Origin of the sequence: Dyadobacter sp. BHUBP1, assembly GCF_050587785.1 — a bacterium.
Lineage (GTDB): Bacteria > Bacteroidota > Bacteroidia > Cytophagales > Spirosomataceae > Dyadobacter.
Genome location: NZ_JBOBIH010000001.1, coordinates 271,138 through 290,845, shown reverse-complemented (window position 1 = coordinate 290,845; position 19,708 = coordinate 271,138). Strand labels below are relative to the sequence as shown.

At 48.5% G+C, this 19,708-nt stretch carries 19 protein-coding genes; 10 read left to right on the top strand and 9 right to left on the bottom strand.

The genetic code is table 11. The features are described from left to right. The first annotated feature begins 28 nt into the window (after positions 1-28). The 4 genes from ACQ4MZ_RS01125 (at position 29) to ACQ4MZ_RS01110 (ending at position 6,097) form a co-directional block, all read left to right on the top strand. Positions 29-2,572, top strand: coding sequence for an XrtN system VIT domain-containing protein (locus ACQ4MZ_RS01125; RefSeq protein ID WP_430842114.1), 2,544 nt, complete (start codon positions 29-31; stop codon positions 2,570-2,572). Then, entirely contained in the window at positions 2,562-3,866 is a 1,305-nt protein-coding gene (xrtN, locus tag ACQ4MZ_RS01120) for an exosortase N (RefSeq protein WP_430842112.1), read from the top strand. The genes ACQ4MZ_RS01125 and xrtN overlap by 11 nt, the downstream gene beginning before the upstream one ends. Positions 3,867-3,918: 52 nt before the next feature. Continuing rightward, complete coding sequence (locus tag ACQ4MZ_RS01115) at positions 3,919-4,848, top strand: alpha/beta hydrolase (protein ID WP_430842110.1); 930 nt, start codon at positions 3,919-3,921, stop codon at positions 4,846-4,848. A gap of 61 nt (positions 4,849-4,909) precedes the next feature. Then, a complete protein-coding gene (locus ACQ4MZ_RS01110) occupies positions 4,910-6,097 on the top strand; it encodes a glycosyltransferase family 87 protein (protein ID WP_430842108.1) in 1,188 nt (395 codons plus the stop codon). A gap of 71 nt (positions 6,098-6,168) precedes the next feature. On the opposite strand, the gene ACQ4MZ_RS01105 is transcribed toward ACQ4MZ_RS01110, so the two are convergent. After that, on the bottom strand, positions 6,169-6,585 hold the full coding sequence (locus ACQ4MZ_RS01105) for a hypothetical protein (protein WP_430842106.1): 417 nt from the start codon (positions 6,583-6,585) through the stop codon (positions 6,169-6,171). 221 nt (positions 6,586-6,806) lie between these two features. On the opposite strand from ACQ4MZ_RS01105, the gene ACQ4MZ_RS01100 reads away from it, so the two are divergent. Both ACQ4MZ_RS01100 and ACQ4MZ_RS01095 read left to right on the top strand, forming a co-directional pair. Continuing rightward, complete coding sequence (locus tag ACQ4MZ_RS01100; protein ID WP_430842104.1) at positions 6,807-7,028, top strand: addiction module protein; 222 nt, start codon at positions 6,807-6,809, stop codon at positions 7,026-7,028. Further along, the gene (locus ACQ4MZ_RS01095; RefSeq protein ID WP_430842102.1) at positions 7,029-7,340 is read left to right on the top strand and encodes a type II toxin-antitoxin system RelE/ParE family toxin; all 312 of its coding nucleotides are present in this window, start codon (positions 7,029-7,031) and stop codon (positions 7,338-7,340) included. Here ACQ4MZ_RS01095 and moaA read toward each other — a convergent pair. From moaA to ACQ4MZ_RS01070, 5 genes are all read right to left on the bottom strand, one after another. Further along, the gene (moaA, locus tag ACQ4MZ_RS01090) at positions 7,337-8,329 is read right to left on the bottom strand and encodes a GTP 3',8-cyclase MoaA (RefSeq protein ID WP_430842100.1); all 993 of its coding nucleotides are present in this window, start codon (positions 8,327-8,329) and stop codon (positions 7,337-7,339) included. The genes ACQ4MZ_RS01095 and moaA overlap by 4 nt on opposite strands. Before the next feature lie 9 nt (positions 8,330-8,338). Next, positions 8,339-9,247, bottom strand: coding sequence for a bifunctional molybdenum cofactor biosynthesis protein MoaC/MoaB (gene moaCB / locus ACQ4MZ_RS01085; RefSeq protein WP_430842098.1), 909 nt, complete (start codon positions 9,245-9,247; stop codon positions 8,339-8,341). An 86-nt stretch (positions 9,248-9,333) separates the two neighbouring features. Next, positions 9,334-9,783, bottom strand: coding sequence for a molybdenum cofactor biosynthesis protein MoaE (locus ACQ4MZ_RS01080; protein WP_430842096.1), 450 nt, complete (start codon positions 9,781-9,783; stop codon positions 9,334-9,336). A gap of 9 nt (positions 9,784-9,792) precedes the next feature. Beyond that, positions 9,793-10,032 carry a MoaD/ThiS family protein gene (locus tag ACQ4MZ_RS01075; protein WP_430842094.1) on the bottom strand — a complete coding sequence of 80 codons (240 nt, stop codon included), beginning with the start codon at positions 10,030-10,032 and terminating at the stop codon, positions 9,793-9,795. Between the two features lie 50 nt (positions 10,033-10,082). After that, complete coding sequence (locus ACQ4MZ_RS01070) at positions 10,083-11,273, bottom strand: molybdopterin molybdotransferase MoeA (RefSeq protein ID WP_430842092.1); 1,191 nt, start codon at positions 11,271-11,273, stop codon at positions 10,083-10,085. 471 nt (positions 11,274-11,744) lie between these two features. On the opposite strand from ACQ4MZ_RS01070, the gene ACQ4MZ_RS01065 reads away from it, so the two are divergent. Together ACQ4MZ_RS01065 and ACQ4MZ_RS01060 are read left to right on the top strand one after the other, a co-directional pair. Next, positions 11,745-12,524: a lytic transglycosylase domain-containing protein gene (locus ACQ4MZ_RS01065; protein WP_430842090.1), complete on the top strand. Its 780-nt coding sequence runs from the start codon at positions 11,745-11,747 to the stop codon at positions 12,522-12,524. A gap of 127 nt (positions 12,525-12,651) precedes the next feature. Beyond that, positions 12,652-13,092 (top strand): peptidylprolyl isomerase, encoded by a 441-nt coding sequence (locus ACQ4MZ_RS01060; RefSeq protein WP_430842088.1) that lies wholly within the window; start codon positions 12,652-12,654, stop codon positions 13,090-13,092. Positions 13,093-13,165: 73 nt separating this feature from the next. On the opposite strand, the gene ACQ4MZ_RS01055 is transcribed toward ACQ4MZ_RS01060, so the two are convergent. The 3 genes from ACQ4MZ_RS01055 to purH form a co-directional block, all read right to left on the bottom strand. Then, positions 13,166-14,785 (bottom strand): sodium:solute symporter family transporter, encoded by a 1,620-nt coding sequence (locus ACQ4MZ_RS01055; RefSeq protein ID WP_430842085.1) that lies wholly within the window; start codon positions 14,783-14,785, stop codon positions 13,166-13,168. 162 nt (positions 14,786-14,947) lie between these two features. Next, a complete protein-coding gene (locus ACQ4MZ_RS01050) occupies positions 14,948-15,760 on the bottom strand; it encodes a hypothetical protein (protein WP_430842082.1) in 813 nt (270 codons plus the stop codon). An 85-nt stretch (positions 15,761-15,845) separates the two neighbouring features. Continuing rightward, the gene (gene purH, locus ACQ4MZ_RS01045; RefSeq protein WP_430842080.1) at positions 15,846-17,381 is read right to left on the bottom strand and encodes a bifunctional phosphoribosylaminoimidazolecarboxamide formyltransferase/IMP cyclohydrolase; all 1,536 of its coding nucleotides are present in this window, start codon (positions 17,379-17,381) and stop codon (positions 15,846-15,848) included. Between the two features lie 177 nt (positions 17,382-17,558). Here purH and ACQ4MZ_RS01040 point away from each other — a divergent pair, with 177 nt between their 5' ends. Beyond that, entirely contained in the window at positions 17,559-18,347 is a 789-nt protein-coding gene (locus tag ACQ4MZ_RS01040) for an SDR family oxidoreductase (protein WP_430842078.1), read from the top strand. 95 nt (positions 18,348-18,442) lie between these two features. Then, positions 18,443-19,708: a hypothetical protein gene (locus ACQ4MZ_RS01035; RefSeq protein WP_430842076.1), complete on the top strand. Its 1,266-nt coding sequence runs from the start codon at positions 18,443-18,445 to the stop codon at positions 19,706-19,708.

Below are 19,708 nucleotides of genomic sequence, written 5' to 3'. Positions count from 1 at the left end.
ACACAAAGTACTTTTAAATATCGAAATAATGGAACCGTTTACAGTACATGACTCGCAGGGACCGAACCTGCCCGAAACGGCCGGCAATACCGGAACGCAAGGTATCCGCCGCTATGATCCTGACTACGGAATAGGGCTGGGCTGCCTGGTGCTGAACTTCCTGGTATTCTATTATACGGTCGTAGATTCCTTGCTGGATGGGGCCTTTATCATTCCATGGAGTGTGGCTGTGCTTTATTCAATTTGGCTCATGAATGCCGGAAAACTGCGTTGGTTCTGGAAAAAACAACGCATCGAATACCTGCATCACCGCCTGCTGCTGGGATATGTGTGGCTCGTTAGCTGTTTTGCCTTAAACCGGGTTATGCCCATTTTCAGCCCCTCGGCCACCTGGTTGATGTTCGCCATCGTCATTGCAGCGGCATCGGCTATCCTGCTTACCTGGGAAGAGTACCTGCCTCTCCGGCTCAAATTCGTGCTTTTCGCATTAGTGGGCTGTTCCACGGTAATTTGGGGGTATTATGCCTTCATCCTCACCCCCTACAATGTGCTGGGTGTACCCGGTTTGCTCCTGCTGGGAATATCCATACACTGCTTTGTACCGCTGCTGCTTGCAATCAGCTATCTCCGTCTAATTCGCCACCGATGGCAAACATTCAAGCCGGCAATATTAACCGGCATCATGATACCCATAGCTATTACCGTTTATTTCTCAATGCGCTGGCATCGGATCAGCATCTCACTTCAACACCAAGCTAATGTTGTAACCACACGACCAACGGGCGATCTGCCCGACTGGATAATACTTGCCCGGCACATACAGGATGACTGGATAACACGTCGGGTGGTCATGGGCAAAATGGTTTACCAAACCGCTCCGACCACCCTGTTCTCAGTGCGCCCTGCTACCGATATTCTGGTGAGACATGATCCGCTCGTCCTGATAGCCTCTTTGTTTACCCCGAATCTCGATTTAGGAAACGCCGAACGAGTAAACATCCTGAATGTGCTCTACGATACCCGCCACGAAACCCAGGAAAGATTATGGTCTGGTAGCGAACTCCGCACGGCCAATGTGCTCACGCAGGTACGCATTTACCCGCGCACGCGGGTCGCTTATACCGAAAAGACGATCAGCATAGTCAATCATTCCAGCTCATCGTTCCAACAGGAGGAAGCTTTGTATACATTTTATCTGCCGGAGGGGTCGGTGATCAGCTCTCTTTCATTGTGGATCAATGGTGTGGAGGAAAAAGGTTTGCTGGCCTCGCAAAGCAAAGCAGATTCCGCCTACAAAACGGTCGTTGGGGTGGAATCACGCGACCCATCGGTAGTTCACTGGCAGGAAGGCAATATGGTGAAAGTGAAGGTTTTTCCTTGCACGGCCAAAGAGCACCGTAAATTTAAAATTGGTATAACCACTCCCCTGAAAGTGGATGGATCACAGCTGGTTTATGACAATATCTGGTTCAAAGGTCCGGGCGCGGAAGATGCTACTGAAACCGTTCGGTTTGACTATCCAAAGGAAACACGTGTTCTTCGCCTTCCATTCGAGCCAAGCAGCACCTTTCCGGGCGTTGTCATTCATCAGGGGAAATACCAGCCGTCGTGGCGGGCCGGTTTCGAAATAACACCGGTTGCGAGGGAGAGTTTCGCATTCGGCGGGAAGACCTACACGGTGGAGCCACTTCATAAAACAATGGAAAAATTCAATGCAAAAGCTTACTATCTCGATATTAACCAGGCGTGGAGCAAGGAAGAACTGGACATGCTATGGGCGTTACTAAAAAAACGTCCTGTTTTTGTAGCCAATGAAAGTCTTATCAGGCTCTCCGAAGCGAATAAAGACGAGCAGTTTAAGGTATTATCCCAATTCAATTTTTCCTTATTCCCGGTGCAGGACATTCCCGATCCGGAAAATGCATTGCTGATCACCAAATCATCGGTGGTGTCGCCTACGCTGCGCGACCTCGCAAATACGCCATTTTCAAAAAAACTGAGCGAGTATGGCCCACGCGGCCTGCGCACTTTTGTTATCGGCGGCGATGCTTCTCTTTACATGAAATCGCTGAATGAACTGGGCATAATCCGTGCCGAACAAACCGATTGGAAAGCAGTGCAGCGGATGATTTCGCAAAACCAGTTCCCTTCCGATCCCGAATCAGATTCTTCGGTTGTTGCTATCGAACGATCCGGCATCCTGATCCGCGAAACTGATGGCCGGGCATTAGGCCAGGCTCCTGATCATTTACTCAGGCTCTTTGCCTATAACCACATCATGAAACAATTAGGCGGCCGATACCTCGACCATTCTTTTCAAACCGACTCTGTTTTCAATGCAAAACTGATCCGAGAGGCCGAAACTGCGCATATTGTAACCCCGGTTTCCAGTATGATTGTGCTTGAAACCCAACAGGATTACGACCGATTCGACATCCGGAAGAGCAAGAACAGTCTTGACAACGCTACCTTGAAAATGGCAGGAGCGGTGCCTGAGCCGCACGAATGGCTGCTCATCATTCTGTTCTGCACGATTGTCGGCTATTTTACATTCCGCCATTATGTTCACTAATCAATATACCAGGGCCGCTTTTCCAATGGCCTACCTGTGCATTTTCAGCACCTTCTTTATGCATGGCTATCTCAACGGGGATGCCACATTCTGGATGGGCTTTCTGCTTATTCTGCTGCTGTTGCGTAGCACTCCACCCGGCGAAAAGAGCTGGCGGCTTGCACCCCTGGTTGCCGTAATGGTTTTGATTTGCTGCATTCGACAGGAACTTTCATGGCGCTTTCTATTATTGGTTCTCGCATCGCTTTTTGCCATCGAAAGCCTCTTCGGAAAACTGAATGGGCAGTTCTTCATGGTCTTGCTCATTATCTCCCCGATTTTCAAATATGTGTCGGAGATTTTCACTTTTCCGATTCGTTTACAAATTTCCGCCCTGGCCGGCCGGATATTGAGGGCGGCACACTTCCCGGTCACGGTGGACGGAAACAGCATTCAGCTTAACGGCTCCGAGTTCACAGTCGATCCTGCCTGCATGGGCCTTCAAATGACGGGTTTCGCCTTGCTGGTGGTCATTTTCCTCACGGTTCATTATCAGACGCAGGTCCGCCGGTCCCTGCCTCCTCTATATCAGGTACTGCTAGTGCTCCTCGCATTTGTGTTGAACACCGCAGGTAACTTTATGCGCATCATCCTGCTTGTAGCATTGCACATTGCCCCAGCCAAAGCTCTTCATGACGTTACCGGTGTCGTTTGCCTGGCAGTTTATGTAGTAGTTCCGTTGGTCTTAATTGTCCGGCACACACACAGGCGCTGGGGTAAACCGGTTTTTGCAGAGCATACAACCAAGGAAAATCATTCGCGATTGCTGATACCAGGCCATTGGGCACTGCTGGTTATCTGTGCATTCTTTTGTTTTCAGAAACCAGTCGTGAATATCAGATCATCCAAAGCCTCCCAAGCAGTTGCCCGCGAGGGTTACGCGATGCAGCAACTCCAAACGGGCGTCACGCAGTTCAGAAACGAACACGCACTTGTTTACATTAAACCAATTCCTGCATTCTACTCCACAGAACACAGCCCTGTAACGTGTTGGACGGGTTCCGGCTACCATCTGAGCCGCATTTCCAAGAAACAGATCGCGGGCACGGTAGTGTATGTAGGTAGGTTGAAAAAAGGTAATGACGAGCTGCTTACCGCCTGGTGGCTATCCGACGGGCAATATGCAACAATCAGCCAGGTGGATTGGCGCTGGAAAAGCCTGACCGAAGACAGCCATTTTCAACTGGTCAATGTAACGGCTGACGATCCGACCCAACTCGATACGGAACTAAAACGATGGTTACCGGCGATTTGAGGGTATATTGACCCGAAAAACGTCTTTTCGAGAAAAAAAGTCAGGACAATCAATGAAAAAAACAGCACGCATCCTTACCGTTTTCAGCCTGCTCGCATTATCAGTTCCATCTATGGCGCAAACAGAAACCATGAATCTTTGGCCGGAAGGCAAAGTCCCCAATTTTAAAAAGAGTGATATAGAAGAGAAATCAGTTACCGACGCACAAGGTATCCTGCGCATCAGCGGCGTAACGGTCCCTACGATTGCAGCATACATTGCCCCCAAAGAGAAAGCGACGGGAGCAGCAGTGATGATCTGTCCCGGCGGCGGTTACGGCATACTGGCCGCTTCGCACGAAGGCAGTGATTTTGCCAAATGGTTCAATGAGCGCGGCATTTCGGCATTTGTGCTGAAATATCGTCTGCCCAATGAAAAAGCAATGGCCCACCAACACGAAGTCCCGTTGATGGACGCTATGCAGGGTATGAAACTGATCCGCCAGAATGCAGCCAAATGGGGCATCGACGTAAACAAGATCGGTGTAATGGGTTTCTCTGCGGGCGGTCACCTGGCAGCTACGCTTTCGACGCATCACAATATGGGCGAAAAAGCATCTGCGGATGGCAAACCAAACTTTTCGATATTGATTTACCCTGTGATCTCGCTCACACCCGCCCTCGCGCACGGAGGTTCGCGCGATAACCTGCTCGGACCTGAAAAATCGGACGAGCTAATCAAATATTACTCAAACGAATTGCAGGTTTCGGATCAGACACCGCCCGCGTTCCTCGTTCACGCCATGGACGATACGGGCGTACCGGTCGAAAACAGCATCGAATATTACCTGGCGCTGAAAAAGAAAAAGATTCCTGCCGAAATGCATTTGTACCCGAAAGGCGGCCACGGCTACGGCATGCGTACCGAAGGTAAAGGCTCTCTTGCCAACTGGCCTGCTGCCATGGAAGGCTGGCTGAAAGCGATGGGATACCAGAAAAATTGACCTCGGCGACGAATTAATCCCTAGTTTTGAAGAAAAATCAACGCTAGGGATTATTCAGTTTATGAATGCTTTCAACCGCCTGGTGATCAGCAAGCGATCACTCCTCTTTATTGTACTGGCCATTGCCGTCTTTGCTACGCTTCAATCGGTATTCTCCCATCCCAAAACCTTTGCGAACCAACCGCAACTTTACACTACCTACAACAACTACGTCATTTTCAAGCAGTCCTTCTTTCACTTGATCGAGGGAAAAAACCTGTACAGATGGCATGTCGACGAGCACTGGGACCTGTTCAAATACAGCCCGGCATTCGCACTCGTTTTTGGCATACTTTCTATTATGCCCACATTTGTCGGCCTGTTTTTCTGGAACCTGATCAATGTATCGGTGCTTTTCTTTTCGGTTTATTTTCTTCCCAAAATCGATTTACGGACAAAGGGACTGATGGTTTCTTTTATGCTCGTAGAACTCCTTACCGCCACGCAAAACGAACAAAGTAACGCCCTGATCGCCGGCTTGCTGCTTTTTGCATTCGGTTTTCTGGAAAGGGATAAATACTGGATGGCCTCGCTGTGCATCGTGTCGACGATCTTTATCAAACTATTCGGCATTGTTGCCCTGGCATTGTACCTGCTCTATCCGAACAAACTCAAACTGGCCTACACGACCGCCGCATGGGTTATTTTGCTTACCATATTACCGATCGTCGCTGTGACGCCCGAACAATTTGTGGTGCTGTATAAAACCTGGTGGAAGCTCCTCGCCGCCGACCGCGACTTTTCCGACGGCCTCTCCGTAATAGGCTGGTTAAAAATCTGGTTCTCGCTGAATGTGAATAAAACTTACGTCAATCTCGCCGGAATGGTTCTGTTCTGCCTGCCGCTACTCAAAATCAAATCATACGGCAACTTTGTTTTCCGCGCATTAATGTTGGCTTCGGTACTGGTGTGGGTAGTGATTTTCAACCACCGCGCCGAATCGCCGACATTTATCATTGCCATTGCGGGCGTGGCGGTATGGTACTACATGCAGGCGCCAACGAGACTAAACTATGCGCTGCTCGTGCTGGCATTTGTATTCACCACTTTATCGCCTACCGATCTGTTTCCACCATTTATCCGAAACACGTACTTCTGGCCGTATGTCGTGAAGGCCGTGCCCTGCATTCTTATCTGGGGAAAGATTATCTATGATCTGCTCTTTACCGAACTGCTTCCCCGGCCAATAGAAGCGGAGTTGACATCATGAGGTAATTACAAAAAAGCGTTACAGGAACGCTGCGGCGACATCCTGTAACGCAAAAACTAGGGTAACTTGAATTAATTCACACCCAAAAGTGTACGATTTACTTCGCGTACTTCTTTGGTAGACAGGTAAATGCTCTTGACGATCTTCTCGTTGTCATTGGAGATTTCGAGGGTATAAACGCCATCTCCCATTTCATCAAACTTTATTTTCCGGCCGGTTTTCGTAATATATTTCGGCACGAATTCCTCGTGAAGCAGATTTCCCTTGCTGTCCATCAGGCGAATCGCGACCTTTTCACCTTTCTCTTTTTCCATCATCACATTCATCGACATCGTGTCGCGCACGCGGTACATCCCTACGCGAAACTTTTCACAAGTGTTGTTTTTACATTCCGCTTTCGGCGAAACAATCGGATCGGCCTGCACCTGGGCAGCGACGGTAAATAATGCGAACGTAGCAGCAACGGCGGTTTTTAAGATGTTTGGCATGGCTCTTGAAGGTTGACAGATTGGTAAGTTGATTTCGAACCAATGAGGTAACCGATCAGGCCATTGTTGCATACAAAGTTTAGACGGTAAAATAGGAGGTTAAGCGGTACTATCCTCCAATTGCAGCGTCCCGGAGAATCATTGAGGAGTTCTTTGTGAAAATATCCGTTCCTATGGGTATTGGTTTTTAGTATATTTGGAAAAGCCAAACATTCCAGACCATGTCGATAACCTATCATATCAGGATCAAAAAGGAATATGCTGCTTCGGTCATCGAGGACTTGCAGAAGATGGACGCGGTTGAGATTATAAAAGAGACCGACAAAGAAATTGTCCAGGATTGGCAAAAGACCGAAGTAGAGCAACGCATTGAAAAGTATCGCAACAATCCCGAACTTCTGATTGATGAACAAGAAGTCTTTAAAATGTTGGACGCCGACTAAATGGCTTTTTACAGACTGAAATTTACCCCGGAAGCATTGCAAGACATTACCAACGCCTCGGAATATTACGAGAAACAAAAGACAGGCCTTGGAAAACGGTTCCGCATGCTCTTAAAAGACAAATTGATGATGATTAGAGAGTCGCCATTAATTTATGCATTGAGATATGCAGACGTGAGATTTGCCTTGGTTGACTTCTTCCCTTACAGCATTCATTTTAGCGTTAATCAGCGAAATAATATTGTCCAAGTTCACGCGGTATTGTGCCAGTATCGCGATCCTATGAAATTTTGGAAAGGATTTGGGGATTAGCCCCCAATCGCAATCATCTCCCTATTCTGCTCATATTCCGTCTTGGCTTGCTGTTCGGAGAAGCTGGCGTGGCCGCCGTGGGCGAAGTGTTTTTTGTGGAAATGCGCGTAAATGAGCGGACGCACGTCGTCGCCTTTGCGCAGTGGGGTGAGAAGGTCAACCTCAGAGGTATCAAAAAGGCAATTTTTGAGTTTTCCGTCGGCGGTGAGACGGATGCGGTTGCAACCTTCGCAGAATGGGTGGGTTACGGTGCCAATAATGCCGAAAGTACCGGCGCCGCCATTTGCCTGAAATCGACGGGCAGTATCGTGCAACTCACCAGCGACTGGCTGGAATTCAAACTCCTGACCAATACTGGCGAGCAGATCCGCATAAGAAACGATTTTGGACAAATCCCATTGATTACCCTTGAAAGGCATGAATTCGATAAAACGGACGTGCAGGTTAGGTTCCGTGAGTGTCATCCGCACAAAATCATTGACCTCATCATCATTCGTTCCCCGCATAACCACCATATTCAATTTCACCACAAAGCCTTCATCGAGGAGCAAGCGGATGTGGTCCAATGTTTTGCCAAAATGATCACGCTTGGTAATGGACCGAAATCGCTCTTCTTGCAGCGTATCCAGGCTCACGTTCAACGAAGTAGCCCCGGCTGCTTTCAATTCCGGTATGTACTGATCTATATAAACGGCGTTGGTAGTCAGCGTGAGTGAAGCAGGAAGCTTGCCGAGATCAGAAATGATTTCACCGGCATCCTTGCGGACCAGCGGCTCCCCCCCGGTAAGCCGGATTTTCTCTACGCCCATTTCCACAAACAGGCCTGCCAGATAAGCGATTTCATCAGCCTGCATGAGCCATTTGGAAGGCATGAATTGCATATCCTCCTGTGGCATACAATAGGTACAACGAAGATTGCACTTATCCGTCAGTGAAATGCGCAGATAAGTATGCTTGCGACCAAATGTATCTACAATAGGCAATGCCATCGGTTGTTGCTAATCGTGTTTTTTACCTTCTAAAACATTAAAAACGTGCAAAACATGCGGAAAGAGCGCATCAATGTATTCTGTTACGCCGCCTGTGCTGCCAGGCATGGTAATGACGAGCATTTCACCAATAAAACCAGCCGCTGACCGCGACAGCATCGAAGTCGGGACGCGCTCCTGCCCATACTGGCGTGCGGTTTCGGCAATACCCGGGATTTCCCGGTCAAGCAGCTCCGAAACTGCCTCCGGCGTTACATCGCGGGGCGACAAACCGGTACCACCGGTAATGAGTACCATATCATATCCTGCGCCTTGCAATGCATGTAATTTATTCTGAATGCCCGCTTTGTCGTCGGCGATGATGCTGTAATCGCTAACTTCCAGTTTGAAGGCTTTTAGTTTTTCGATAATCCTCTTGCCGGATCTGTCTTCGCCGATGCCATTTGAAATACTGTCGGAGCAAACTACCACCGCGGTTTTCAAGCCTTCCGGTGCGGGTTTGCGGTCGCTTTTCCCTCCTTTTTTTTCCAATAACCGGATATTCCGTATTTCCACACCTTTGTCAATCGGTTTGAGCATATCGTACATCGTGAGTGCCACTACCGACGCCCCGTGCATGGCTTCCACCTCAACGCCCGTTTTGTATATTGTTTTAACTGTCAATTCAATAACGATTGTCAAATCTTCAATCCGATATTGAACTCCGGCATATTCCACGGGAATCGGATGACAGTCAGGCAGCAAATCGGGCGTCTTCTTGACGGCCAAAAAGCCCGCCGCCTTGGCCATTTCAAAAACATCGCCTTTCGGAACAGTGCGGTTTTGAATCGCCTCCACAGTCTCCGGCTTACTCACCTGCACAATAGCTTGCGCTGTAGCAATGCGGAGTGTGTTGGTTTTATGGGTAATGTCGACCATTTATGATTTTGAATGATTGAATGATCGAATGATTGAATGATTAAATTCCTTTTATTCGGTCATTCAATCATTCAGTCATCCAATCATTAATTAGTATTCTCCTTCCAGACATGCTGCCCCTCGCCCACCAGCTCCTTCCCAAAAATGGGCACATTGGCTTTAATTTCTTCCACAATATATTCCGAAGCCTCGAATGCCGCCTTGCGGTGCGGGGATGATACGAACACAAAAAGGCTGATCTCGCCCGTGGGCACAAGGCCCAGGCTGTGGTATATGTGCATACACGTGAGCTCAAATCTGGCAAATGCTGCCTCACGGATGTCGTGGAATGCCTGCTCTGCCATTTCTTCGTAGGCCGTGTAGTCGATGCCCGTTACGGCACCGCCTTCCTTCTGGTCTGCGCGAATTTGCCCGAGAAAGATCGCGTGCGCACCAATACCCGTTTTGGACTGGTGGCTCGCTATCGACTTCGCGACAAAATCGGGGCTGATCGGCCCCTGAACAAAGACCTTTTTGGTTTTATGTGCTTTTTCCATGTCCTGCTGTTATCCTCCCGCAAACGGTGGGAGCAATGCGATCTCCGCCGGGGTTTCTATTAAAACAAAATCCCCCGAAATTTTCTGGTTGACCGCGATCTTGAATTTTTTATCGCGCATAGCGGGGTACTTGTCCAGCACTTGCGCACGGAATTGTCCTACCGTCAAACCGCCAGCCGTATTCCAGACTTCGTCCGAAAGCCCGGCAATCTCCGCCAGCATTCCGAAATATTTGACTTGAAAACTCATTGGTACCTTATATCCATTCGATTCAATAACCCGTATCCGGTTCGCAGGGTTCAGAGCGGAAGTAAATGTACCTCCACCAGCTCGTCCGCTTCGACCCTATTTTGTGACACAGGTAGGTAAATAATTGCATTCGCAACCGCAAACGAGCCTATTACGAATGATTCCTGCCCATCGAGCGATACCACTTCGCCACCTTCCACCCGCGCTTTCAAAAACTCATCACGCTCGCCGTCGAAACGGTAAGCGTGCCGTAAAGGCAGTCTTACCGACCTTAGGAACGGCTCTTTACTGCCCATTATTTTCTTCAATGCAGGTAATACATACTCATAATAACAAACCAGCGACGACGCAGGGTTACCGGGCAATGCAAAAATCAGTTTTTCACCTTTTCTGCCAAAAAGAAGCGGCTTACCGGGCTTTTGTCGCACTTTGTAAAAGATCGTTTCCGCTCCCAGTACTTCCAATGCTTTACCTACAAAATCGTAATCGCCAACCGAAATTCCTCCTGAGGCTAAAACGACGTCGTATTGTTGCAACAATGCACTCAATGCATCAATAGTTGCATCCAGGTCATCCGAAGCGTAGCTGACCGAAATCTCCGTGATGCCGGCCTGGATCAGTGCTGCTTGTAGCATTGCCGAATTGGATTCATATATCTTGCCGGGCTCCAACGCTTCGCCTGCCCTCAGTAGCTCATCGCCTGTGACCAGCAATCCCACCCGCGGTTTGGAATGAACCATTACTTCATTCACATTCATACCCCTCAAAAAGCCGACGGCACCTGGTGAAATGAGCGTGCCGACGCGCAATGCAACCGCTCCCTGAGCGATCTGCTGTCCCGCCCGGCGGACATTTTTGCCCTCCAAAACCGGAAATTCATGAATTTGTACGGAGCCATCTGTCACCGACGTATTTTCCTGCATCACCACCGCGGTTGCACCATCGGGTACGGGCGCCCCTGTGAATATGCGCACGGCAGTACCTGCGTTCACCGCCGGCAAATCGGCCTGACCAGCCTTCGATTCCCCCACGAGACGCAGCGATGTCCCGGCTTCGGTTACATCGGAATGCACAATTGCGTATCCGTCCATCGACGACTGCCTGAACGGCGGAAGCGCTATGGGCGAAACCACATCAGCCGCCAGATAACTGCCTATGGCCTGTTCCAATGGTATTTGCACCGCTGGCAGCGTTACGGTATTTGCAATAATTCTCTCTTTTGCCTCGTTGACTGTGACCATATTTCAAAAAATACCATACAGAAAATGCAAGTTAACACATTAGCGAGTGCAAATGGAACAGTTTGAAATTGTCGTCCGAAACGCGACTTTGCCTAACAATTGGCGACATTTTCTACAATAATACCATTATCCCCACAGAATGCAGCCTTGTAACCAGCTGATCATCAATAGTTAAAACTTATACTAAAAAGCCGCTCTCTTGCTATAATTACATTCAACGCAGAAGTTTGCGTTTTGTGCTAAGCGCCTTTTACCAATTAAAATTTTACGTTCTGTCCGCCTGGCGCAGTTTTTATTCAGGATCACTTGCCGGAGACAAAACGCGACGTTCTTATTTTTGTCCTAGAATTAATTTTATCAAACCCTTATAAATCAGTTTTTTACCCCAGATTAAAATTTTATTTATTCAATACCGTTATCTTTGCACTTCGGCCCAGTGCCTAAAATGATGTTTCACGAAATACAAAATGCATGATTAGACTTATCTTTATGGCCTTCTCAATCGCGATATTCGGCAAGGGTCCGGTGAGCGAGGTGGAGGTGGAAAAGAAGGAGCTGAAAGAAACGAACATTATTGATTCAGATCTTCTTGCTATTGACTTCTGTGGCGAAGCCGTTCCTTTATCAGAGCTTCGAATCGCCGAGCGATATCAAAACATGATCAGAAATTACGACAATCCCACTTTTCGTAAGCTGATGACCACAACGAAAAAGAGGATGCGGATCATCGAACCCATTCTCAAGAAGTACGGAGTACCAGCCGATTTTAAGTATATTCCTTTGATAGAGAGCGCTATGAAAGATGAGGTCACTTCTCATCGCGGCGCAGCCGGATACTGGCAACTGATGCCTTCTACGGCAAAGTCTCTCGGGCTGGTTGTAAACGAAACCAGGGACGACCGCAAACATTTGGTCAAATCGACCCACGCGGCAGGCAAATACCTCCGCGACCTGTACAAACAACTGGGTTCCTGGACATTGGTAGCTGCTGCTTACAACGCAGGCCCGACGCACATCCAAAACCGGATGGATTCGCAGAATAAAGATGATTATTTCAAACTCCGCCTCAATTCGGAGACTGCGCGGTACCTCTATAAAATCCTCGCTGTAAAAGAATGGTTCTCCAACCCCGAAAGAAGCCGCGAATGGGGCAGCGGTGATGTGGTCGACCGACTTTCTGCCTTCAAGATCGAGCAGAAAAAAGCGGCAGCATTGGCAAAGGCCGAAACTGAGCCCAAGGCAGGGTCATAACCTCCGTTATTTTATTTGAAAGTTCATAAGAAGAAAAGGATACATTATCCTTTTCTTTGTGTTAGTATAGCAAGGGCACAAAGCTGCCCTGCTTATTTTTCATACCTCTTTAATACTCACTTTTGACATGACAAAAGCGGAAATGATCACTGACAAGGGCACAATGCTCATCGAATTCTACGATGAAGATGCTCCTAACACGGTGAAAAACTTTGTTGATCTCTCTAAAAAAGGCTTTTATGACGGTGTTATTTTTCACCGTGTAATTCCTGACTTCGTGATCCAGGGCGGCGACCCTACCGGTACCGGCCGTGGAGGTCCTGGCTACAAAATCGATTGCGAACTCACCGGCGGCAACCAGTACCACGACCGTGGCGTGCTTTCCATGGCACACGCTGGCCGCAACACCGGCGGTTCACAATTCTTCATCTGCCACAGTCGCAATAACACTGCGCACCTCGACAGGAACCACACCTGCTTCGGTCGCGTGGTAGAAGGCATTGAAACGGTTGACCTGATCCGTCAGGGTGACAAGATCCAGAAAATCACGATCATCGAAGAGGCGTAAGCACTCGATGATTACTAACAAAAAGGGGGCGGAATTGACTTCCGGCCCCTTTTTATGCTACATGACGGCTATCTCACCAAAAATGGCCGTACAGGTAAGAAATAATCGCAATGACCACGATAGCACCGGTAACGAAGCCGCGATGCGGCATAAACATCGATGCATCGATAGCGAGCCCTTTTTTCTCGTCAGGCAGTAGCAGACCGAGAATAACCATTACCACTACACATATCAGGAATACAAGACCCATCCGGTCGAGGAACGGAACTTGCGTCCAGTCGGCAAACGGGAAATAGTTGTTGTGCATCGCGAGTGCGATCAGGAACCCGCCCACGATCGCGAACAATGCGCCCGCGGAATTGGTACGTTTCCAGAAGAAGCCCATAATGAACGATGCGAAAATCCCCGGCGACAGCAGACCTGTCATCTCCTGGATAAATTGGAAACCACCTTTTTTATCGATGCCCATATATGGCGACACGACGATCGCGAGGATCATCGAGATCACTACCACCGCACGACCAATGCGTACGAGGGTCTTCTCGTCGGCGTTTTTACCAATGTAGTTTTTGAAAATATCCAGGGTAAAAATCGTCGAAATGCTATTCGCTTTACCGGCCAGGGACGCCACTACGGCAGCTGTCAATGCGGCGAACGACAGACCTTTCAAACCGGTTGGAAGCAAGTTCAAGAGCACCGGATAAGCCTTGTCTGCATTAATCACGCCATCTTCACCGAGCATTTCCGCCTGGAACATGCCCTTGCTGTACAATGCATAAGCTGCAATACCGGGCAATACCACGATCACCGGCATCAACAATTTCAGGAAAGCAGCGAAAAGGATACCGTTACGGGCTGTTTTCAAATCTGCTCCCAGGGCGCGCTGGGTAATGTATTGGTTACAACCCCAGTAGTTCAGGTTCACGATCCACATCCCACCGAGCAATACTGCCAGGCCAGGCAGCTGCATATAGAATGGGCTGGATTTAGGAAAAATCATGTGAAAGTGATCGTCGTGATTTTCACGCATTACTTTGAAACCCTGCGCGATACCTTCCACACCTGCATTGTCAGACACCAGGTTAATCGCGAGATAGGTCGTAGCCAGACCACCGATCACAAGGAAGAAAACCTGAATTACGTCTGTAAAACCGATCACCTTCATCCCGCCGATTGTAATTATAATGGCGAAAACCGCGAGGGCGATCATACAAAACTGGAAATCAAGCCCCGAAATCCCTGAAACGGCCAACGCTCCCAAATACAGGATCGACGTGAGATTCACAAGGATGTATAATGCCAGCCAAAACACCGCCATAATCAAGCTCACCGATTGGTTATATCGCTGGCTAAGGAACTGGGGCATGGTGTAAATCTTGTTTTTGAGATAGATAGGCATAAAAAAGACGGCCACTATAATCAGTGTTGCCGCCGCCATCCATTCATAAGTCGAAATTCCAAGACCCATCGAAAAGCCGTTTCCTGACATCCCGATAAACTGCTCAGCCGAAATATTCGAAGCGATCAACGACGCGCCGATCGCCCACCAGGTGAGGGAGCCTTCTGCCAGAAAGAAGTCCTTTGTTGATTCAACCTTTGATTTTTTCCGCTGATAAATCCAATAACCGTAACCGGAGACTACAATGAAGTAAAAGAAGAAAACGACATAATCCAGTGTTTGTAATTGTTGCATTTCAAATAATAAAATAGATGAATGAATGAGATTGATCAGTTTAGATTGAAACGTACATTATTTTCAAAAAAAAGTGCAAAATCCGAACGGGCGTGCCAATATTCCATCCCGTTTTAAAAAGGAGCGCATAAATATAGCCTGTAAGCACCTATTCGTAATGCTTTACTCTGATATTTTCTTTGAATCTTTAAAATGGTGTGGACTCATCAGCCCGTATGCTTCTTCAAAAGGGGCTCCGTTTTGCATTTTTGTGATAAAACACTGCAAACCAGCTTCTCTGCGCAGCAACAGCCAGTAGGAAACTTCCATTCCGGCGGTCATGTAGGCACTCATGACGTGCTTTTGTCCTCCTCCAAAAAACTCCCGCATGGTGGAAATGTCTTTAAGTAAAAGCAGGTCGCGACCATTGCGCGTATAGTAACGCCACTCGTACCTATACGCGCGGTAACGATCACGCGGCTCAGTTTCGCTCACAAAGCGTCGGTCGAGCATCAATGCCAGGCCTTCGTTGAACCATTGGGGAATGTCGTTCGTCGTACGCCACCAGCCGATGCGTTTCAGCAATTCGATATGGCTCATTTCGTGGGCAATCACGTCGGTATTCATGCCCTGAGCACTCAGGATCACATAGGAACTGCCCCACGGTGTGCCGATGCTGCACCCGGCGCCTTCGGTGCTGCTGCAATATTTCTGGTATTGCTGCGGGGTTTGGCAAATGATGATTTTCGGACTGGACTTTCTGCCTTGATAAAAGGAATCAATGCGAGCTTCGGCGAGCGCGATAGTGCTTTTGAGAGTTTTGTGTTTTTTCGGATTGATATCCGGGCTGAAATAAACCTTTTTATCTGTTGACTTGAAGTTGGAAAATGCGATGAGCTCGCAGTGGAAGATTTGCGGATAGAGGAAAAAGAGGCTACCCAACAGGATGATGAATCCGGTCAGAAGGAATCTGATGAGTTTCCGGAGTGGGTTCAAGGGGTATGTTTTTTTGCCACGAAGAACACGAACCTACACGAAGGACAATTCGTGCCTTTTTCGTGCCTTCGTGGCAATTTAATTCTTAATGCTTAAAGTGACGAACCCCGGTAGTTACCATCGCAAGCCCATTCGCATTGCAATAATCCACCGAATCCTTGTCACGAATAGAACCGCCCGGCTGAACCACCGCAGTAATACCTGCATGATGCGCGATCTCCACGCAGTCTGCAAATGGGAAGAATGCGTCCGAAGCCATCACCGCCCCGTTCAGATCAAAGCCAAATGCCTTGGCCTTCTCGATCGCCTGGCGCAATGCGTCCACACGTGAAGTTTGGCCGGTACCGCTAGCGAGCAATTGGTTTTCTTTTGCCAGAACGATGGTATTCGACTTGGTGTGCTTGCAAACTTTCAATGCAAATTCAAGGGCAGTAACCTCGCTGGCAGTAGGCGCCTTCTCGGTAACCGTCGTAAACTGCGCCGCAACTTCGGTTGCAAGGTCTTTATCTTGTACCAACACCCCATTCAAAATAGTTTTGAACATAATTTGTGGCAATACCACATTATTACGCTTCAACAAAATGCGGTTCTTTTTCGATTTCAAAAGCGTTAATGCCTCTTCATCGTAAGCCGGGGCGATCAGGATTTCCATAAACAGCTTGTTCAGCTCCTCAGCAGTCGCCAGATCAACTTTTGTATTGGTAATAACCACACCACCAAATGCAGAAACCGGATCGCAGGCCAGCGCGTTGTCATAAGCTTCTTTCGCAGTTGGCGCGGTGGCGATACCACAGGCATTGGTATGCTTAATGATCGCGAATGTCGGCTGAGCGTCAGCGAACTCGTCGATCAGGCTTACGCACGCATCCACGTCCACGAGGTTGTTGTATGAAAGTTCTTTTCCGTGCAGTTTGTCGAAAATGCCTTCCAGGTCGCCATAGTACTTAGCGCTCTGGTGCGGGTTTTCGCCGTAACGGAGTGTTTGCGAAGTAAGTTTAGTGAAATCGAAGAGTTCCTTATCCATTGTTTCTTTTCCGGATGTGAAGAAGCTGTTGATCGCGCCATCGTAATGCGACGAAACTCCAAATGCCAGACCTGCATAGTAACGCCGGTCTTCGATATCGGTAGCGCCTGCTTTTGCATTCAAAAGCTCCACTACCTCCGCGTACTGACTGCGGGATGATACGATGAGTGTATCTTTAAAATTTTTCGCCGTTGCGCGGATCAGGGAGATACCGCCTATGTCAATCTTCTCGATAATGTCCTCCTCGCTCGCGCCGGATGCCACCGTTTCCTCGAAAGGATAGAGGTCCACCACCACCATGTCGATGGCAGGGATGTTGTATTGCGCTGCCTGTGCTACATCGCCTGCGTCGTCGCGGCGGTATAAAATACCACCCATAATAGCAGGGTGAAGCGTTTTAACACGCCCGCCGAAAATCGAGGGATAACCGGTCAGCTCTTCGGCAGCCGTCACGGGAATGTTGAGATTTTCAATGAAAGTCTGAGTTCCCCCGGTGGAGTACAGCTTTACGCCGTTATTATGCAGGAGGCGGACCAAAGGCTCAAGTCCGTCTTTGTAATAAACAGAAATAAGCGCGGATTGGATTTTTTTAGACATTGTGCAACGTTTGCTCTAAGATTACAAATTCGGGATTTTGCTTACATTCGGCATTTCGGCTCGTCCCATGTTGAAAAATAAACCGCAAAGATAGCCGAAAAATCATCGAAACCGGCAGCGGAACAGACGAAAATCAAAACGTTATCATTCTGAAACCAAGTTTAAAAAGCCAACACTATGAACCTCGACCTGACCGGAAAAACAGCACTGGTATGCGGGAGCACACAGGGCATCGGGCTCGCAGCCGCCGTTGAAATTGCATTACTGGGCGCAAATGTGACCCTCGTGGCCCGGAACGAAGAAAAACTGCGCGAAGCCGTCGAAGACCTGGACACCTCGCTCGGCCAGCTCCACCGGTATGTGGTAGCCGATTTCGCTGACCATGAGGCCGTGAAATCCGCCATCGAAAACTACCTCCGCCTCTGCCCGGATGTCCATATTCTCGTGAACAACACCGGTGGCCCCTCAGGCGGTCCAATCATTGAAGCGGAAGCCGACCAATTCCTGAAAACTTTTCAAATGCACGTGATCAACAACCAGTTTCTGGCACAATCGGTGGTGCCGTCGATGAAAAAGGAAGGTTTTGGCCGCATAGTCAACATCATCAGCACCTCGGTAAAGCAGCCAATCATCGGTCTCGGGGTCTCCAACACCATCCGAGGTGCCGTCGCGAGCTGGGCCAAAACGTTATCGCTCGAACTCGGGCAATATGGCATTACCGTCAACAATGTATTACCCGGCTACACTGAAACAGCACGGCTCGACTCGGTGCTGGAAATGCGAAGCAAAAATCAAGGCAAAACCAGAGAGCAAGTCGCCGAAGAACTGAAAGCCGGCATTCCGATCCGGCGGTTTAGTGAGGCTAAAGAAGTTGCCGCGGCTGTGGCGTTTCTGGCCAGTCCGGCAGCGGCGAGCATTAGCGGGGTGAGTCTGGCGGTGGATGGGGGAAGGACGGAAAGTTTGTAACTATCCAAGATGATTTAGTATTTAAGTATACTTTAATATATTTGAATGCTAAATCTCCCCTTATGACTCGACCTCTTCTCTTAATCTTAACTGTATTGCTGTCAATCAATGCTTTATGCCAGACAGATTCCGTATTTCTGCATGAAAATCCTGAACCTGTTTTAGGCAAAGTCTTAATTAACCATAAAAGCGGGAAAGCAAGTGTAAAAGGTGCCGGTCACACGACTGCTACATTTCTTTTCAATGAGATCCGCAGAATCGGGCTGGGCAATGGCGGAACCTATATAAGTGAGAACCTGAAATCCCAGGTGCAGCTGCTGCTATTGCTTGTTGAAGGAAAGTTCAGCCTGCTTTTTAACGAGAAGGAGCGGTTGTACTATGTGCGCACAAATGATTCGCTGCTTGTCATTTCACAGGCACATTTCAAGCGGGCATTACCGCTAATTTTTGGGAAGGAGCTAACCGACGGATATTACATCAAATCCAACACTGCGCCCAACTACACCGCTAAATATCTTAAAAAGTTGACTTCCTACGCGAACATGCTAAGCCATTCATCGGAAGTCATCCATGAACAAACCATCAATCAATTTAAGGTACGGGTGAGCTTAGGGCTCCTTGCCGGATTTGGCTACAACAGGACGGCATTTGATGTGAGGGCAGGCGACATCGGCGGCAGAGTAGTTTACAAAAAGTCTCCCTATATGTCTGGAACTTCAATGCCTCTCGGGCTGAGCCTGGATATTGCGCTGGCCAAAAGGATGAGCATTCGGTTCGACGGGTATCGGAACAATCTTTCGATCCAAAATCTGAATATCAACGACTTTGGAGATGCTCGAATCGCTTTTCCAAATTATCTGCTGCACCCCGAACTCTACGACCCCAGCCTGCAACTGACTGAGTTATCTTACAAAACCTGGCAGATTGATATTGCCGGAAGCTATACAATTATCCGCCCCGACAGAAGCAAATTAACACCATACTTGTTCGCAGGCCCAAGCATTGTCAGGCTGAAAAGTGCGGAAATGGGGCTTTCCACACGTTACCGCGAGACAGAAGATGCGCCGTATAACAGGATAACAGGTTATGTTTTACTCGACCGGCCTGTTCATATGATTGGATTCAACGCCGGCCTGGGTGCACAATACCATACGGGCAAACGATGGACATTCCGATTGGCGGTCAAATTCGTCGGCGGTATTTACACGAAGATTTCTCATACCAGAATGTCTCCAAAAGTCAAAAATGAGACTACCAAACCCGACAACACCTGGAACTTCGGGGGTAACGTTTTCTCGAATGTATATGATCAATACACCCGAAACCTCAGCGTCAACGGAGGCGCTTATTTCCGGTTATAG

Excerpts from the sequence above, each read along its gene's own strand:
- ACQ4MZ_RS01055 (WP_430842085.1), bottom strand. The coding sequence starts at position 14,785 with ATGCAACAATTACAAACACTGGATTATGTCGTTTTCTTCTTTTACTTC.
- ACQ4MZ_RS01095 (WP_430842102.1), top strand. The coding sequence starts at position 7,029 with ATGGCTTTTTACAGACTGAAATTTACCCCGGAAGCATTGCAAGACATT.
- moaA (WP_430842100.1), bottom strand. The coding sequence starts at position 8,329 with ATGGCATTGCCTATTGTAGATACATTTGGTCGCAAGCATACTTATCTG.
- moaCB (WP_430842098.1), bottom strand. The coding sequence starts at position 9,247 with ATGGTCGACATTACCCATAAAACCAACACACTCCGCATTGCTACAGCG.
- ACQ4MZ_RS01065 (WP_430842090.1), top strand. The coding sequence starts at position 11,745 with ATGATTAGACTTATCTTTATGGCCTTCTCAATCGCGATATTCGGCAAG.
- ACQ4MZ_RS01060 (WP_430842088.1), top strand. The coding sequence starts at position 12,652 with ATGACAAAAGCGGAAATGATCACTGACAAGGGCACAATGCTCATCGAA.
- ACQ4MZ_RS01070 (WP_430842092.1), bottom strand. The coding sequence starts at position 11,273 with ATGGTCACAGTCAACGAGGCAAAAGAGAGAATTATTGCAAATACCGTA.
- purH (WP_430842080.1), bottom strand. The coding sequence starts at position 17,381 with ATGTCTAAAAAAATCCAATCCGCGCTTATTTCTGTTTATTACAAAGAC.
- ACQ4MZ_RS01080 (WP_430842096.1), bottom strand. The coding sequence starts at position 9,783 with ATGGAAAAAGCACATAAAACCAAAAAGGTCTTTGTTCAGGGGCCGATC.
- ACQ4MZ_RS01040 (WP_430842078.1), top strand. The coding sequence starts at position 17,559 with ATGAACCTCGACCTGACCGGAAAAACAGCACTGGTATGCGGGAGCACA.
- ACQ4MZ_RS01110 (WP_430842108.1), top strand. The coding sequence starts at position 4,910 with ATGAATGCTTTCAACCGCCTGGTGATCAGCAAGCGATCACTCCTCTTT.
- ACQ4MZ_RS01075 (WP_430842094.1), bottom strand. The coding sequence starts at position 10,032 with ATGAGTTTTCAAGTCAAATATTTCGGAATGCTGGCGGAGATTGCCGGG.
- ACQ4MZ_RS01100 (WP_430842104.1), top strand. The coding sequence starts at position 6,807 with ATGTCGATAACCTATCATATCAGGATCAAAAAGGAATATGCTGCTTCG.
- ACQ4MZ_RS01105 (WP_430842106.1), bottom strand. The coding sequence starts at position 6,585 with ATGCCAAACATCTTAAAAACCGCCGTTGCTGCTACGTTCGCATTATTT.
- xrtN (WP_430842112.1), top strand. The coding sequence starts at position 2,562 with ATGTTCACTAATCAATATACCAGGGCCGCTTTTCCAATGGCCTACCTG.
- ACQ4MZ_RS01125 (WP_430842114.1), top strand. The coding sequence starts at position 29 with ATGGAACCGTTTACAGTACATGACTCGCAGGGACCGAACCTGCCCGAA.
- ACQ4MZ_RS01115 (WP_430842110.1), top strand. The coding sequence starts at position 3,919 with ATGAAAAAAACAGCACGCATCCTTACCGTTTTCAGCCTGCTCGCATTA.